At 63.8% G+C, this 14,998-nt stretch carries 12 protein-coding genes; 8 read left to right on the top strand and 4 right to left on the bottom strand.

The features are described from left to right. Positions 1 to 29: 29 nt before the first annotated feature. Positions 30 to 3,260 carry a serine/threonine protein kinase gene (locus SH412_RS17185; protein ID WP_336519247.1) on the top strand — a complete coding sequence of 1,077 codons (3,231 nt, stop codon included), beginning with the start codon at positions 30 to 32 and terminating at the stop codon, positions 3,258 to 3,260. A gap of 425 nt (positions 3,261 to 3,685) precedes the next feature. Next, the gene (locus SH412_RS17190; RefSeq protein WP_336519248.1) at positions 3,686 to 4,339 is read left to right on the top strand and encodes a hypothetical protein; all 654 of its coding nucleotides are present in this window, start codon (positions 3,686 to 3,688) and stop codon (positions 4,337 to 4,339) included. Between the two features lie 183 nt (positions 4,340 to 4,522). Here SH412_RS17190 and SH412_RS17195 read toward each other — a convergent pair whose 3' ends face one another. The 3 genes from SH412_RS17195 to hisD all read right to left on the bottom strand — a co-directional run bounded on the left by SH412_RS17195 (position 4,523) and on the right by hisD (position 8,175). Beyond that, positions 4,523 to 5,671 carry a serine hydrolase domain-containing protein gene (locus tag SH412_RS17195; RefSeq protein ID WP_336519249.1) on the bottom strand — a complete coding sequence of 383 codons (1,149 nt, stop codon included), beginning with the start codon at positions 5,669 to 5,671 and terminating at the stop codon, positions 4,523 to 4,525. Positions 5,672 to 5,691: 20 nt separating this feature from the next. Next, positions 5,692 to 6,588: a S1 family peptidase gene (locus SH412_RS17200; protein WP_336519250.1), complete on the bottom strand. Its 897-nt coding sequence runs from the start codon at positions 6,586 to 6,588 to the stop codon at positions 5,692 to 5,694. Positions 6,589 to 6,858: 270 nt separating this feature from the next. Continuing rightward, complete coding sequence (hisD, locus tag SH412_RS17205; protein WP_336519251.1) at positions 6,859 to 8,175, bottom strand: histidinol dehydrogenase; 1,317 nt, start codon at positions 8,173 to 8,175, stop codon at positions 6,859 to 6,861. Between the two features lie 161 nt (positions 8,176 to 8,336). On the opposite strand from hisD, the gene SH412_RS17210 reads away from it, so the two are divergent. The 3 genes from SH412_RS17210 to SH412_RS17220 all read left to right on the top strand — a co-directional run bounded on the left by SH412_RS17210 (position 8,337) and on the right by SH412_RS17220 (position 10,943). Beyond that, positions 8,337 to 9,422, top strand: a complete 1,086-nt coding sequence (locus tag SH412_RS17210; protein WP_336519252.1) for a threonine aldolase family protein — start codon at positions 8,337 to 8,339, stop codon at positions 9,420 to 9,422. Positions 9,423 to 10,124: 702 nt separating this feature from the next. After that, positions 10,125 to 10,424, top strand: coding sequence for a flagellar biosynthesis anti-sigma factor FlgM (locus SH412_RS17215; RefSeq protein WP_336519253.1), 300 nt, complete (start codon positions 10,125 to 10,127; stop codon positions 10,422 to 10,424). A 21-nt stretch (positions 10,425 to 10,445) separates the two neighbouring features. Next, the gene (locus SH412_RS17220) at positions 10,446 to 10,943 is read left to right on the top strand and encodes a Fur family transcriptional regulator (RefSeq protein ID WP_336519254.1); all 498 of its coding nucleotides are present in this window, start codon (positions 10,446 to 10,448) and stop codon (positions 10,941 to 10,943) included. A gap of 141 nt (positions 10,944 to 11,084) precedes the next feature. On the opposite strand, the gene SH412_RS17225 is transcribed toward SH412_RS17220, so the two are convergent. Beyond that, the gene (locus SH412_RS17225; protein WP_336524168.1) at positions 11,085 to 12,107 is read right to left on the bottom strand and encodes a prepilin peptidase; all 1,023 of its coding nucleotides are present in this window, start codon (positions 12,105 to 12,107) and stop codon (positions 11,085 to 11,087) included. Positions 12,108 to 12,479: 372 nt separating this feature from the next. Between SH412_RS17225 and SH412_RS17230 the strand changes: the two genes are divergently transcribed. The 3 genes from SH412_RS17230 to SH412_RS17240 all read left to right on the top strand — a co-directional run bounded on the left by SH412_RS17230 (position 12,480) and on the right by SH412_RS17240 (position 14,808). Then, the gene (locus SH412_RS17230) at positions 12,480 to 13,862 is read left to right on the top strand and encodes an ammonium transporter (RefSeq protein ID WP_419555740.1); all 1,383 of its coding nucleotides are present in this window, start codon (positions 12,480 to 12,482) and stop codon (positions 13,860 to 13,862) included. A gap of 97 nt (positions 13,863 to 13,959) precedes the next feature. After that, positions 13,960 to 14,298: a P-II family nitrogen regulator gene (locus tag SH412_RS17235; protein ID WP_336519255.1), complete on the top strand. Its 339-nt coding sequence runs from the start codon at positions 13,960 to 13,962 to the stop codon at positions 14,296 to 14,298. Positions 14,299 to 14,469: 171 nt separating this feature from the next. Then, positions 14,470 to 14,808 (top strand): P-II family nitrogen regulator, encoded by a 339-nt coding sequence (locus SH412_RS17240; RefSeq protein WP_336519256.1) that lies wholly within the window; start codon positions 14,470 to 14,472, stop codon positions 14,806 to 14,808. Positions 14,809 to 14,998 lie beyond the last annotated feature (190 nt).

Below are 14,998 nucleotides of genomic sequence, written 5' to 3' on the forward strand. Positions count from 1 at the left end.
GGCCGGACGGGCACGAGGACGGGACCGGCATGTCGACCCGGCTCAACGCGGACTCCTTTATCGCCACCGTTCAAAAGAGCGGACTGGTTCCCGCTGATCGTCTGCAGCAATCGGTCGCCGAATTCGCAAACAGCGGCGGCGACCGCAAAGACACGCTGGCTCTGGCCGATCATTTCGTCGACAAAAACCTGGTGACGCGGTGGCAGGCCGACAAGCTGCTGCAGGGAAAGCACAAAGGCTACTTTCTCGGCAAATACCGGCTGCTCTCACTCCTCGGCAAAGGGGGGATGAGCTCGGTGTATCTCGCCGAGCACACGGTGATGCGTCGCCGCTGCGCCATCAAGGTGCTCCCCTCCAAGCGGGTCACGGATTCTTCGTACTTGGCCCGGTTTCATCGCGAGGCCCAGGCGGTCGCCGCGCTGGACGACCCGCACATCGTCCGGGCCTACGACGTCGACTGCCAGACCGACGGCGAGAGCGAGATTCACTTCCTGGTGATGGAGTACGTCGAAGGCTGCAGCCTGCACGAACTGGTGCAGCGGAAAGGTCCGCTCCGGTTCGAAGACGCCGTGGACTATGCCCGACAGGCCGCCCAGGGACTGGCCCACGCGCACGCCGCGGGAATGGTTCACCGGGACATCAAACCGGGAAATCTGCTGGTAGACCTGACCGGCACGGTGAAAGTGCTCGATCTCGGGCTGGCCCGCTATTTCGACAGCGGCGAAACCGGCGAAGCCCTGACGATCGCCCACGACGAAAAGGTCCTCGGCACGGCGGACTACCTGTCCCCGGAGCAGGCGATCGACAGCCACCTCGTCGACGCGCGGGCCGACATCTACAGCCTCGGCTGCACGATGTACTTCATGCTGACGGGGCACCCCCCCTTCACCGAAGGCTCGCTCACTCAGCGGCTGATGGCCCACCAGAACAAAGAGCCCTCGCCGCTGGAAAAGGAACGTCACGGCATCCCGCCATCGCTGGCCCAACTCGTCCGAAAGCTGATGGCGAAGAAGGCGGACGACCGCTTTGCCGACGCCGGACAGACGGCCCAGGCTCTGCTGCAGTGGCTGGTCGAGAACGCTCGGGATGACTGGCGGGCTTCGCATTCAGTGCTGCTCGGAAGCGCCATCAAGAAGTCGCCGACGATGGCCAAGGTGGTCGTCGCCAGGCCGGTCGCGCCCGCGACCGCTCCTGAGGCGTCGTCAGAGCCCCCTCCCACGTCATCGTTTCTGACCAGGGGCTCGGAACCGCCCCCCTCGACGAAAATGAGGCCCGCAGCGCCGCCCGTCGAGCCAGTCGCGGAAGATGACTCGCTGGCCTCGCTGTTCGCTCATTTGGGGGGCAAACCCGGACCGACGACTCCCACTCCGGCGAAACCGCCGGCCTCCTCCAAGTCGGCCATCAAGCCGAAGTCGGGCGGCGCCCCCAAACCGCCTTCGAGCACCAAGCAATCGGCTCCACGGCCGACCCCGGCCCCCTCAACGCCCCCTCCGAGCAAGCCAGCCCCGGCAAAGCCGGCCGTCGCCAAGCCCGTGCCGGCAAAGCCGGCTCAACCCGTCGGCAACATTCCCGTTGCGAAGCCAGCCGCGCCGAAAACTCCGCGCCCTCAACCGGCTCCGCCCGCGGCCGTCGTCCCGCCCGCCACTCCGCCCGACCAGGGACTCGGAAACTTCTTTGCGGGCCTGAATACGCCGCAGGCCGCGGCCCCGATCGATGAGAACTCCGCCCCGGCTCCCGCGATGGGCTCACCGTTCGATTTCTTGAACGCGCCGCCGGTCGCACCGGCCGAAGAGCCGCCCACCCCCGTGGCGGTCGAGCCGGCGCCGTCCACGGACGTTCCCATCCCCGAAATGCCGCCCCCAATGCAGTTTCCCGGCTTTCCGGAGCCAGTGTCCGTCGGCCTGCCGGCCTTCGCGGCGCCCGCCGGGCAGCCTGCGGTCGGGAAGATTTCCGGCAAAAAGCCCGCCAGTGGCCTGCCGATTGCGCTGCTGGCGGCGGCCGGCGTCGCCGGGCTCGCGGTTGTCTTAACGGTCGTCTGGCTGTTCGGCTTGCTGGGTGGAGACAATTCCGGCGGCAAGGAACCGGATGTTGTTGCCAAGGGGGCCAAGGCCGACGGCAAGAGCGAACCGCAGCAGCTTGGCGGCCCGGCGGTGATCTCGCTCGGGAACAAGCGGGCGATCAGCGTCGGCGCCCTGGGCGCAGACTACAAGACTATCGCGACGGCGCTGACCGCCGTTCGACAGGGCTTTCAGCCGAGCGGCCCGCGCGACCGCATGACGATCACCGTCCTCGCGGGCGACTTCAACGAACGAATCGTCATCAACGCAACGAAGGAGCCCTTCCCTGAGCATGTCACCGTACGCGGCTCGCTCGGCACGACGCTGACCGCTCCGGGGGACGGGCCGCTGATCGAGCTGCACGGAGTGCAGAAATTCGACCTGGAAGGTTTCGAACTCAACGCCAGCGGAAAGAAGGTGGCCGTCGAACTGACGGGCGATCTCACGGGGACGCAACTGGCCAATCTGACCATTCGCGGCTTCACGGAGACTGGCGTCAATCTCCGGGGAGGAATGGGAGAAGGCTTCCAGAAGGGCGAGCTCGCGCTGGAAAAGTTGAAGCTCTACTCGGCGGCCCCTGCCGCCGTCGGGCTCCGGCTGGGGCCGGCCGGCGGAAAAGATGTCCGGGATCCCTCGCACGTGCGGATTACCGGCTGTCGACTGTTCGGGCCGATGTCCGTGGGCATTGCGGTTTCGGGGAGCAACCTCACCGGAATCGCCTTCCGGGAGAACTTGATCACGCAGGCCAGGACCGCGATTCAGTTCGGCGGGCCGGCCGTCTACAAAGAGCTGACGATCGCCAACACGACCATCCACAAGGGGGAGCAGGGCATCGCCTTCACCCATATGCCGAAAGAGGGCTCCCGTGATCTGAGCATCCGACGGACGCTCTTCCTGGGTGTGGAGAAAGTCGAAGCCATCGTCGAACGGGATTTCAACGCGGACAGCTTCCGCGCCATGCTGCGGGAAGGGGGCGAGGGACTCTCGCTGAACTGGTCGAATCGGGCGCCGGGCGCGGCCGTTCCCGGCGAAGTCGACATCTTCGCCTCGTTTGGCCGGCGCGGCGATACAACGCTGGCGGTTGATTCGGAAGACCCGCAGCAGGACAACTTCCTCGTCGCTCCCGCGGGGAGCCCGCAGCTCGTTCCGGAGGGGACGCTCAAATCGGGTGAACGACCTTGGATCGGGGCCCTCGGGCAGTAGCTGGTGCCATAGGCTACCGGTTGAGGCGGACGCCGCGATAAACAGAACCCAGCTCGCAAGTCCATTCCCAGTCAGCACTTATTTTCCTGCTGAACATGTCCTGGCGGATGCAGCGCGTCGGCTCGATTGACGGCGCGGCCGATCACTCTTGTAACTCGTGAGCGGTCCAGCGGTTACTGCGCGGCGGCCGAGAAGTGCCATTTTGGCAGGCACTCGCCCGTCGCTGGCCGGGACCGGCGGACGCGACGCAACCTTCGGCCGGACTGGCACTTGAGGTGTACAGTTGCCGAGCACTCTCCCCGCGTGAAACAATGGGTAGAGACGACTCGACGCCCCTTTCGACTCCCCGTCGAGTCCCGCATCACGCCTTGCGAAAGCCTGCTGCATCGGTCTCGGCTGCTGCCGGCAGTGCCCATAGAGTCATCATGCGATTCCAGGGATCCAAGCATCATCGTCTGAAGATCGGTACGCACACGCGCTGCGGTTCGCGCGTGGTCCGGCCGATGGCCGCCTATCGTCAGCGGGCCGGCGGCAAAGGTCAGCAGACGGGCGCGTTCTCCGCCCCCGAACGCTGGTACGAACCAACCGGCGCGGCGGGCATCCGTGTTGTCCATGAATCCGCAGGTGAGAACTACGTCCACCCGGTGACCGAAGCCGAAGTCCGTGCGCGTCTGGGCGAGCTTCCCGAGAAGTTCACCGAGCCGCTGGAAGTGCTGCAGTTCAGCCGAATGACCCGCAAGCGCGGCCTCTTCCCCTGTTACGGGATGCAGTGGGGATCGACGATCTACCTGTATCCGATCGAAGCCTCGCTGATCGAAACGTATGTCCGTCCGCCGAAGCCGTCGCAGATCATCGAAGCCCGGATGTTCGGGGGAGAGTGGTACGAAGAGGGACCGTACTGGAAGCTGCGCTGGACTCCCGAAACGATTCGCGACTTCTACTTGAACAACGTGCTGATCCACGAACTGGGCCACGTGCTGGATACGCGGAATACGAACTTCGACAAGCGCGAGCAGTACGCGATCTGGTTCGCGACGGAATACGGCTACCGGGCGTCGCGCGGACGGAGCGGAGCGTAGGCTGCGGCGGGATAAGCAGTGCAAAATGAAAAGTGAAAAATGCAAATCGCAAAACGAACGGAGCTGAGAAGAATCAACGGCGAATCACAAGGAGCTGCCGGATTCTGACTTCTCTTTCATTTTGCACTTTGCATTTTTCACTTTTCATTTTGCACTGACGGATGCGACAAATCGCAGCCGGTGCTATCCCGCAGCCGCCAGGCCCAGATCCTGATAAATCGCCTCGTTGACAGCCCGCGTGCGGCGGTTGTGGAGCCCTTCGCCGGCCCGGCCGTTGAAGAGCCAGGCGACGACCAGGCCCCGTTCCGGGTCGCAGAAGCCCTGTGAAGACTGCGCGCCGCCGTGGCCGAATGTTCGCGGCGAGCAATAGCGGCCGTAGCCGTAGGGGACGGTGTCGACGCCATAGCGGTTGGAGTCGAGAATCACGCCCAGTCCAAAGTCGACGACGTGTCCCAGCGTCAGATCGAGTTCGCCGACGCGATGCCGGGCCGTCAGAGCGGCGACCGTCTGCGGCGACAGGACGCGCTCCTCCGCCCCCTCCCCTTCGCGGAGAAGCATTTCGTAGAAACGCCCCAGGTCGCGGATCGGGCCGCGGAGATTGCTGCCGGGAGAAGGAGCCGCGCACCGCTCCGGCGAGTGCCAGTCGAGCACCCGCAGCGTCCCCCGGTCGCGTTCGTAGAGCCAGCCGAGCCGGGGGGCAAGTTCCGCATACTCCGCGGTTTCGATACTCGCCTGCGTCTCAGCCAGGCCCGTCGGCCTGAGGATGAGATTCCGCAACAGTTCGGTGAAGGTCTCGCCGGTGAGTCGCTGCAGCGTTTCGCCCAGCAGAAACCAGCTTGATTGCGTGTGATAGCCGGCGGTACGTCCGGGGATGGCGTCCGGATCCAGCGGCGAAGCGCAGATCCGGGCGATCGTTTCGTCCCAGGGCAGATCGGGCCAGCCGGTCTCGACATGCCGCATCCCGGCGGTGTGCGTCAGCAGGTGCCGGAAGGTCACGGACTCTTTGCCGGACCGGGCGAACTCGGGAATGACGCTGGCCACCGGGTCGTCGAGTCGGACCAGGCCGGCCTCCCAGAGTCGGGCGAAGGCCGCCGCGGTGAGAGGTTTCCCTGCGGAGAGCCAGAGATTAATCGTGTCGGGCGTCATCGGGACGCCCGGCTGGGCTTCGCCCCAGGCGGCGTCAACGACGGTTTCACCGTGCAGCGACAGATAAAGCTGCCCGGAGGTGTGCAAACCGCGCTCGGCGCCGTGCTGCAGCACCGAGGCGGCTTGCGGAAAACGCGAGCGCAATGCCTCGAGACCAGAATCGGGGTGCGGACTGTCGATGGTCAAGTTCTCCTTGACCGGACAGCCTACTGACCGGCGACGTCGGAGACGAGGGAACCGAGATTCACGCCGAAGACGGATGTCGTCTGCAGTGCGTCGGCGGCGGAGTTCACCACTCTTGCAGTCGTGCCGGCAACGGTGACTGCTGGCGGCTTGTAGGTGTTCATCGTGCTAGTGAGCCACGTCCGCTGAATGTCGACCCGTTGTTCGAAGGCGTAGGTGCCCCAGACGCCGATCTTGCCAGTGCTGGAGACGGAAACGCCGCTGGCCACGCCGACGATGGTCGTGGTCCCCTTCAGAAAGGAGGGTCCGCCGGAATCGCCCTGGGCGATCGAGCTGGCTTCTCCCTTGTCGAAGTTCCAGCGAACATGCTGCGCGGTGATCGAGTCGACCGTCACATAGCCATAACGTTTCGTCCCGGCGGTGCCGTTCTGCTGTCCGCTTTGCGGTGTTCCACCGTTGCCGAAGCCGACGATGGTCAGAGCCGCCTTCACCTTCGGCGCAGCCGTCGCCAGCGTCGCCGGCGTAATGCCGGTCACCTTGGTTTTCAGTCGGACCAGGGCGATATCGTTGCCCAGGGAGAACGCGGTCGGTTTGTAACTGGGCTGGTACTTCCACAGGTCGGCGTCGTAGGTTTTTGTGCCGAACTTGACCTGAACCTTGCTGACCGTCTTATCGGACACGCAATGGGCCGCTGTCAGAACCCACTGCGGTGCGATCAGAGTGCCGGAGCAAAGGTAAGATCCGCCGCTCTGCTTGATGGTGAGCATTCCGACCTGCGGAAAGTCCTTGGCGCCGGCAGTCGTGCCGCCAATGATGCTCGGCTGAGTTCCAGCGGCCGTCGCTACCGGCATGAGCCACAGAGATCCGACCGCAAGCCCAGCCGCCGCAATGACGGAGAGCGAAACGACGGAGAATCTCATCGGGGGCCTCCAGACGGAAACGAGCTCGCAGGGTCGCGGGAGGTAACAGTCCCCAGATCTCGACCCATCCGAGCGAGCCTAGGCTACGAATCGGAGCACGGCAAACCGTGGATCGGCGATTTTACTCGGGCTTGAGAGAAAAGCCGCGTCGCGGATAGCAATTTCCCGGTCTGCGTGGCGAGCGCAACGATTCTTCCGGTGATGCGGGGGATACAGGGAGCAACTCGGGACTGTGACCCGGTCAATCCGCAAATCCGCGATGACACACAGTCAGTCTTCCAGACGGACCGTCACGCTGGCCGCGTGGGCGGTCAGCCCTTCGCAATTGGCTAAGCGGACGATGTCCTCTGCCGATTCTTCGAGGGCGTCGTGGTTGTACCAGAGGACGCTGGACCGCTTGAGGAAGTCGTTCGCGCACAGGCCGTTGGCAAACCGGGCGGTGCCGCCCGTCGGAAGGACGTGCGAGGGACCGGCGAAATAGTCTCCCACAGCCACGGGAGTGTAGTGTCCCATGAAAATCGCGCCGGCGTTTTGAATCCGGGCCAGCATGTCTTCCGGGTCGCTCGTGGAGATGTGCAGGTGCTCGGGCGCCAGCAGGTCGGTCAGTTCGGCCGCCTGGACGGCGTCGCGGGCGACGATCAGCGCCCCGTATTCGTTGAGGCTGGTCAGGGCGAGGTCGCCGCGGGGGAGCTTCGCCAGTTGATCGGCCAGGGCGCGCTGAACCTCGTCGACGAGGGGCCGGTGCCAGGTAATCAGAACCCCAGAGCCCGGGCTGTGCTCGGCTTGAGAAATCAGGTCGGCGGCGATGAACTCCGCGCGGGCGGTGTCGTCGGCGAGCACGACGATTTCGCTGGGGCCGGCGATGCTGTCGATATCGACTTCGCCATACACGTGCTGCTTGGCGAGGGCGACGAACAGATTGCCCGGTCCCACGATCTTGTCAACGCGGGGAATCCCTGCGACGCCATAGGCCAGGGCAGCGACCGCCTGGGCTCCCCCGACGCGGTAGACTTCGGTAATGCCGACTTCGGCGCAGGTCGCCAGCAGGTCCGTGTTGTAGCCGCCGAATTCCGTCGGCGGAACCACGACGGCGATTTCCTTCACACCCGCCGTCCGGGCGGGAACCGCCGTCATGAGGACGGTGGAGGGATATGCGGCAGCCCCCCCGGGGACGCAGATGCCGACCCGTCGCAGCGGCAGATACCGCTGCCGCAGTTCGACTCGGGCGGTGCCGTCCTGCCGGATCAACTGAACGTCTTCGTGAAGAATCCGCGACTGGAACTCGGCGATGTTTTCGCGAATTCGACGAATCGAGCGGAGCAGCTTCGGGTCGGCCTTCGCGTGAGCTTCCTCCAGCTCTGCGGGAGTCACGCGAATCGTCTCGGCAGTCAGCTCTTTCTTATCGAGCCGGTGGGTGTAGTCAAGCAGCGCCTCCAGCCCGCGCTGTCGGACGTCGGCGCAGATCCGCTGGACGACCTGGCGGGGTGCGAGCGGTTCTCCAAAGAGTTCGATCGTCCGCTGACGACCGGCCTCAGAAACAATGTCCCCCTGCGGGCTGAGCTTGCGGCGCAGCTCGGCCAGCAGCACCAGTGGATCCTGCGTAGAACAGTCGAGAACCGGAATGTTCAGCACGATGGACTGCGACTTTCGAAGAATCGAACAGGTTTGCGGCGAGATTCGCGACCGCGGTAGAGTGTAGACGAGCAAACACGCTTTCTCCACCGCGCTGCCCTCAGGGAGCCGAGCCCGTGAATCCCCCCGCGATCGATCTGCGCAGCGACACCGTCACCAGACCGACTCCCGGCATGCGTAAGGCGATCGCCGAGGCAGACGTCGGCGACGACATGTCCGGGGAAGACCCGACGGTCAACCGGCTGGAAGCCCATGTCGCCGAGCTGCTGGGGATGGAGGCGGCGGTCTACAACTGCTCGGGAACGCAATCGAACCAGATGGCGGTCCGGGCCCATTGCCAGCAGGGAGACGAACTGCTGATCGAGGAGCTGGGGCATATCGCCAACTACGAGGCGGGAGGCCCGGCGGCGCTAAGCGGCGTGACCTGCCGGACGGTCCGCGGTCGGCACGGCATGCTTGATGTCACGGACGTGGCAAGCAAAGTGCGGCCGGACAACCAGCACTTCTGCACCACGCGCCTGCTCTGCCTGGAAAACACGACTAACCAGGGGGGCGGGCGGACCTACTCGCTGGACCACGTCGAACGACTCGGCAAATGGGCTCACGCGCAAGGGCTGCTGGTGCATGTGGACGGCGCCCGACTGTTCAACGCCTGCGTGGCGCAGGGCTATCAGATTCGCGACTTCGCGAAGCATGTGGACAGCGTGTCAATCTGCTTCTCGAAGGGGCTGGGTTGCCCGATGGGCTCGATCCTCGTCGGCGGGAAGGACTTTATTCATCGAGCCCGCCGTGCGAGGAAGCTTTTTGGCGGGGCGCTGCGTCAGGCGGGGATGATGGCGGCGGCGGCGGAGTATGCCCTGCAGCACCATGTGGGACGGCTGGTCGAAGACCACGCCCACGCCAAGCTGTTCGCAGAGGCGATTGCGGGCACGGTGGGTCTGCGGATCGAGCCGGAGGATGTCGAGACGAATCTCGTATTCTTCGAAGTGGCCGACCACCTGGGAACCGCCGCGCAGTGTGCGAGGAAGTTGGCCGAGCACGGAGTCCGGATCAACCCGGCGGGACCGCAGCGGCTGCGAGCGTGCACGCACCTGGACGTCAGCCGGGAAGACGTTCTGAAGGCCGCGGCCACGGTCCGGCAGGTGGTCGTCGCGGGGTTTGCCGATGCGTCAGCGACGCCGGTGGGGACTTACGGGCGGTAGGACGAGTGGGCGTCGCCCCTGCAGCGTGCTGGCGGAAAGCTCGCGGCTCGACTTCTCAAGAGTCCCCGGCCGATTACCGGTGACCGTACTTGAGTCGAATTTCGGCAGGATCAATTCGTCAGGTGCTGCCGCGTAAGCGAGCGCCCAGACGGTCGTGGCGGAAGAAATTGGCTGCGGGCGGGAGAATTCCCTCATCCGGAGACCATCGCTGGCCATCGTGGGGCCGAGGCACACGATCCGGCGGATGTCGCCGAAACTTGTGCCGGAAACTGCACTTTTTGCAAGGACGCGGGTCGCTGGCATTCACAATCCGCAGGGCTGGCAGGTCGGACGCCATATCGGGTTGACCACACCGTTTTCGAGGACAGGGAGTTCAATGAACGGGGGCCGGCGGTCCGATATCTGGTCCGTCGGATGTTGTTGGCCTGCACTGGTTCCACTGATGGAAACCCCCTGCGGCTGAAAGATGTTACAGCGTCAGGATCCGCGGATCGGGCGCTGTCGGGCTTGGGAAAGACGACGTTCCCTCAGTCTCGATAGTTCTGCGAACTGTCTACAGATTGACACAGGGGAGCGAAAATGATCGATCACATCGGATCCCGATTGAACGAATCGTCTGGTCTCGGCTATCATTCAGGGGGCGCGGAGTTTGCTGATTCGTCAGCGAATTCTGCGAATCACACCCAGGAAGGGAGCAGCGACATGGATGTTCGCGGTTTGGGATCAGTTCAACAGGCTTACCCCGTCCGCTCAGTGTCACCGTCCAGCAGCGGTCTCGAATCGACGCCGGTCAGTCGGCCGACGTCTCCCAAAGACGCACTGGAAATCTCCTCGGCGGGAAAAATGCTCGAACAGCTCAGCCAGACGACAGACATGCGACAGGAGCGAATCGCCCGGATCAAGGAGGCCATTGAGAATGGCACTTACGATACGGATGCGAAACTCGAAGCGGCTCTGGAGCGGATGCTGGGTTCGCTGGGCATCGACCTGGGCGACGAATAGCATCGGGCGGAAGGAATCATTGTGTCGGATCTGGCGGCAATGGACGTCGCAGTGGCGCCCGTGGAGAAGTTCCGCGAGTTTCTGCTGACGAAAAAGATGCGTCTGACCCCGGAGCGGGAGGCCATCGTATCGGCTGTCTATTCGACCCACGACCACTTCGACGCCGAGCAATGGATCGGCACGCTCTCCCAGCGGGGAGGAGCCGAAGGCGCCAGTCGGTCGACGATCTACCGGACGCTCAACCTGCTGGTGGAAGCCGGCCTGTTGAGGCGCGTGGCGCGTGCAAATGACCGGGAGGTCTACGAGCACGATTATGGGTATCCCCAGCACGACCACCTGATCTGTCGACGATGTGGCGACATGATCGAGTTTCCCAATGAGGAAATTACGCAGGTCCTGGAGCAGGTTGCTGCGCGGTTCGGGTTCCGCATGTCAGGCCACCGTCTGGAAGTCGACGGTCTGTGTGCGGTCTGCAGTCGTCCGCCGCGCCGCGAGCATCGCAAGCTGGACATGATTTGAGACGGGTATCGGGTCTCGGGGATCGCAGAATTGACCGCGATGCCGGGTGGCTTGTGCCGGAGTCTTCGATGACCCAGTTGATATCATCCATCAACTGAAAGCCGCCGCGACGAGGCTTGAAGACTTCAGTCTCGTTCGGCCTCATTCTTCAGAGATGGCGTCCTTGCCCGAATCGATTCTCATCGATTCGATCGCCTCTTTGGCGTTCACGCTGACGTTCTCTTCGGCTTCCCGATTGACCGGTGCTGACCGCCGGACGGGGATGGAGCGGTAAAGCCGGACGAGCGTCAGCAGTCCGATCAGTGCCACAGCAGCGATGCTGCCGAGAATGAACAAGCCCAGAAAGTCACTGAAGATGACGCGGGTCTGACGCCAGAGGGCTCCCCAACCGAACAGGACAGCCACGGCCGCCAGACTGAGATACGGCCCGTACGGCAGATAGGGTTTTCGCAGGAGGAACTGTGCGGGCATCGCCAGCAGCAATCCGAACAGCGGCGCCAGCAGAAATGTCAGCACCGTCGCCTGCCAGCCGAGAAAGCTGCCGACCATGGCCATCAGCGTCACGTCGCCGAAGCCCATCGCCTCCTGACCGAGCAGGCGCGAGCTGACCACGCGCACCAGTTGGGTCAGTCCGGCTCCGGCGAGGAGTCCAGCGACGCTCCAGGTCAACGCATGCAGCCAGCGGAACTGATCGAACCATGCCGGAATGTAGGGTCCGTGCAGGCTGAGGGCGAGGGGGTCGAGTCCCCAGTCGACCCAGAGGTGGGCGATCTGCAGCTCGCCCGCGGCCATCGCCGCCAGGAGGCCAAACACGGATCCGGGGCGCGTGATCGCGTCCGGTATCATGTAACAGTCGAGGTCGATGACCGTTGCGGCGATCAGCAGGGCCACGAGCACCAGGTGATAGCCCAGGCGGAGCCAGCGGGCGAAGTCCGAAGGCTGAACTTCCGATGTATCGAGCCAGCGAGCGGTCAGTTCCGCCCAAGTGAGTGCGGCGAAGAGGATGGTGCTGACGACGACGACCAGCCCGCCGCGGATCGCTCGCTGCGCCCCTGTCGTGGCGGGGAGCTGCAGCGCTTCCCGTTCGTGATGGATGAGGCGGTTGAGCCAGAGCGCGAGGAGTGCGCCTGCGATCAGCCCGCCGCCTGCGCCGTAAAGCCACATCACGCACCAGACCTTTTGAGAATCCGTCAGGAGACGCGTGATTGTGTCGGCAGAGGGGCGTTGTGGCAATCGAGGCCGGGGCTGCCAATCGAGGCAGCAGGCTGCCTGCGGTCCGCGCGACGATGAGAATCTCGGGGGGATAGACCGGCAAGTTCGGCCGGTCCACGGGGCTTGCGTCTGACGTCCGGGGCCGTGCCGATCGGACAATTGCCGAATCCTTTTGCAGAGTTGCGGGACTTGGCATGTCAGTTGCCAATCTGTGAGGCAGAGCCTGCCTATGAGTCCGAGGACTGGGGATGGGCGGCAACGGGCAGGAGTGGCTTCGGGAAGCCACAGAACACCACAACTGATGATGCAACAAGGAGATGCAGCATGCCTCGGGCGAGGACGGGGATCACCACAGCCTTTCTGCTACTGTGCGCCACCGGCGGTGCTTTTGCCGATGAAACTCCATTGGAGGTAACGACTTCTGTAGCTGCTCCGGCGTTCGTTGGGGCTGACATCGCGTGGATGCTCGTTTCCTCAGCACTCGTGCTAATGATGACGGCACCCGGACTTGCGATGTTCTACGGCGGACTGGTCCGGAAGAAGAACATCCTGAGTGTCATGATGCAGTGCATCTTTCTGATGGGGATCATGTCGCTGGTCTGGGCGGGGTGGGGCTACAGCCTCGCTTTCAGCGGCGATGTCGGCGGCGGGCTGATCGGCAACCTGGACTATGCATTCCTGAACGGCGTGATGTCGGAATGGAAGGATGGGGCGGTATTTATCCCGGCGGAAGGGACGATTCCCAAGTCGCTGCACATGGTGTTTCAGATGATGTTCTTCATCATTACTCCGGCGCTGATCTGCGGGGCGTTTGCGGAGCGGATGAAGTTTTCGGCGATGGTGCTGTTCTGCGTGCTGTGGGGGACGTTCGTGTATTGCCCGGTGGCGCACTGGGTCTGGTCGGTCGACGGCTGGTGCTCGGAATTTAATCCCGACGCCAAGTACAAGGCGTTCGACTTTGCCGGCGGGACCGTGGTGCATATTACGTCGGGCTTTTCAGCACTGGTGTGCGCCCTGCTGCTGGGGCGCCGGCTGGGATTCGGGCAGGAGCCGATGCCGCCGCACAATCTGACTTACACGTGTATCGGGGCGGCGCTGCTGTGGGTTGGCTGGTTCGGCTTCAACGCCGGGAGCGCGCTGATGGCGGACGGCAAGGCCGTGAATGCGTTTGTGGCGACGCACATGGCAGCCTCGGCGGGTGTTGTGGCGTGGGCCGGGATCGAATGGATCATGCGCGGGAAGGCGAGCATTCTGGGGGCGTGTTCGGGAGCGGTCGCGGGGCTGGTGTGCATTACGCCGGCGAGCGGCAGCGTGACGCCGATCAGCGCGATCGTGCTCGGATTCGCCGCCGGTCTGATCTGCTTCTGGGCGTGCACGTCCCTGAAGAACCGGTTCAAATACGATGATTCGCTGGATGCGTTCGGGGTTCACGGGGTGGGCGGTACAGTGGGTGCGCTGCTGACCGGGGTGTTTGCGACGCCGGCGGTGACTGGCGACGCCGCCAAGGCGGGACTGCTGTACGGCAATGCCCAGCAGATGGTGGCGCAAGTCGTCGGGATCGGAGCGGCAATTGCGCTGGCAGTTGTCGGCACGGTGATTCTGCTGAAGATTCTGGACGCAACGATCGGTCTGCGAGTCAGTCAGGCCGGCGAGCTGCAGGGACTGGATATCAACGAGCACGGTGAAGAAGGTTACATTTTCCTGTAGGTCAGGAATGGGTTCGCAAACGCCGCGGGAAACTTGCCCGGGGCGTTTGCGGGACGACGTGTGAGGCAGCAAACTCCAGCGAGGAAGGTCAGCGACCATGAAAAAAGTGGAAGCGGTGATTCGCCACTTTAAGCTCGAAGAAGTGAAAGACGCACTGACGCAGGCGGGCGCTCAGGGAATGACAGTCACGGAAGTCCGAGGATTCGGTCGGCAGAAGGGACACAAAGAGACTTATCGCGGGGCCGAGTACACCGTGGACTTTCTGCCGAAGGTGAAAGTGGAAGTGGTCGTCGGCGACGATCAGCTCCAGTCGATCATTGAAGCGATCGTCAAATCGGCCCGGACCGGACAGGTGGGCGACGGGAAAATCTTTGTGACCGCGATGGAAGAGATGGTCCGGATCCGGACGGGGGAATCGGGCGCGGAGGCGCTGTGACGGCGTGCGGGGGTCCCTCCCGTTCGGCTGGGGCAAGTGCATGACGCTGCAGAGGGAAAATCCGGGAACCGGCTGCGCCGCGTTCGAACGATTGGGAATCGCCAGGGAGGGCGCTGGCGTAGACCGCATCTGGCACTGGGGCGACGTACGAGCGCCGGGGAGAACTGAGCGATGAAGAAGATTGAAGCGGTGATCCGGCACTACAAGCTGGAGGACGTGAAGAACGCGCTGACGCAGGCGGGCATCCAGGGGATGACCGTGACTGAAGTCCGCGGATTCGGCCGGCAGCGGGGCCACAAGGAAACCTACCGGGGCGCCGAGTACACCGTGGACTTTCTGCCGAAGGTCAAGCTGGAGATCGTGATTGACGACGCCGAGGTGGCCAAAGCGATCCAGACCATCACCAATGTGGCGCGGACCGGCCAGATTGGCGACGGAAAGATCTTTGTGACCAACCTGGCGGATGTGATTCGGATTCGAACGGGTGAGACGGGGCCGGGGGCGATTTAGGGCGGGCTTCGGGAATCGGGCTTCGGGCTTCGCAGAGTAAGGCTGGGAGCGGGAGTTTGACGGTCCCTGGCAGGCGCTCGGGAAACGCTGCACGTGCCTTGATGACAGGCCATGACGTCGCGAATTCGGGGTCATGGCCTTTTCGTCCGTCAGGACATCGACGACGAAGATTCTCTGACTGATTGACACT

Origin of the sequence: Planctellipticum variicoloris (genome assembly GCF_030622045.1) — a bacterium.
GTDB classification, from domain to species: Bacteria; Planctomycetota; Planctomycetia; order Planctomycetales; family Planctomycetaceae; genus Planctellipticum; species Planctellipticum variicoloris.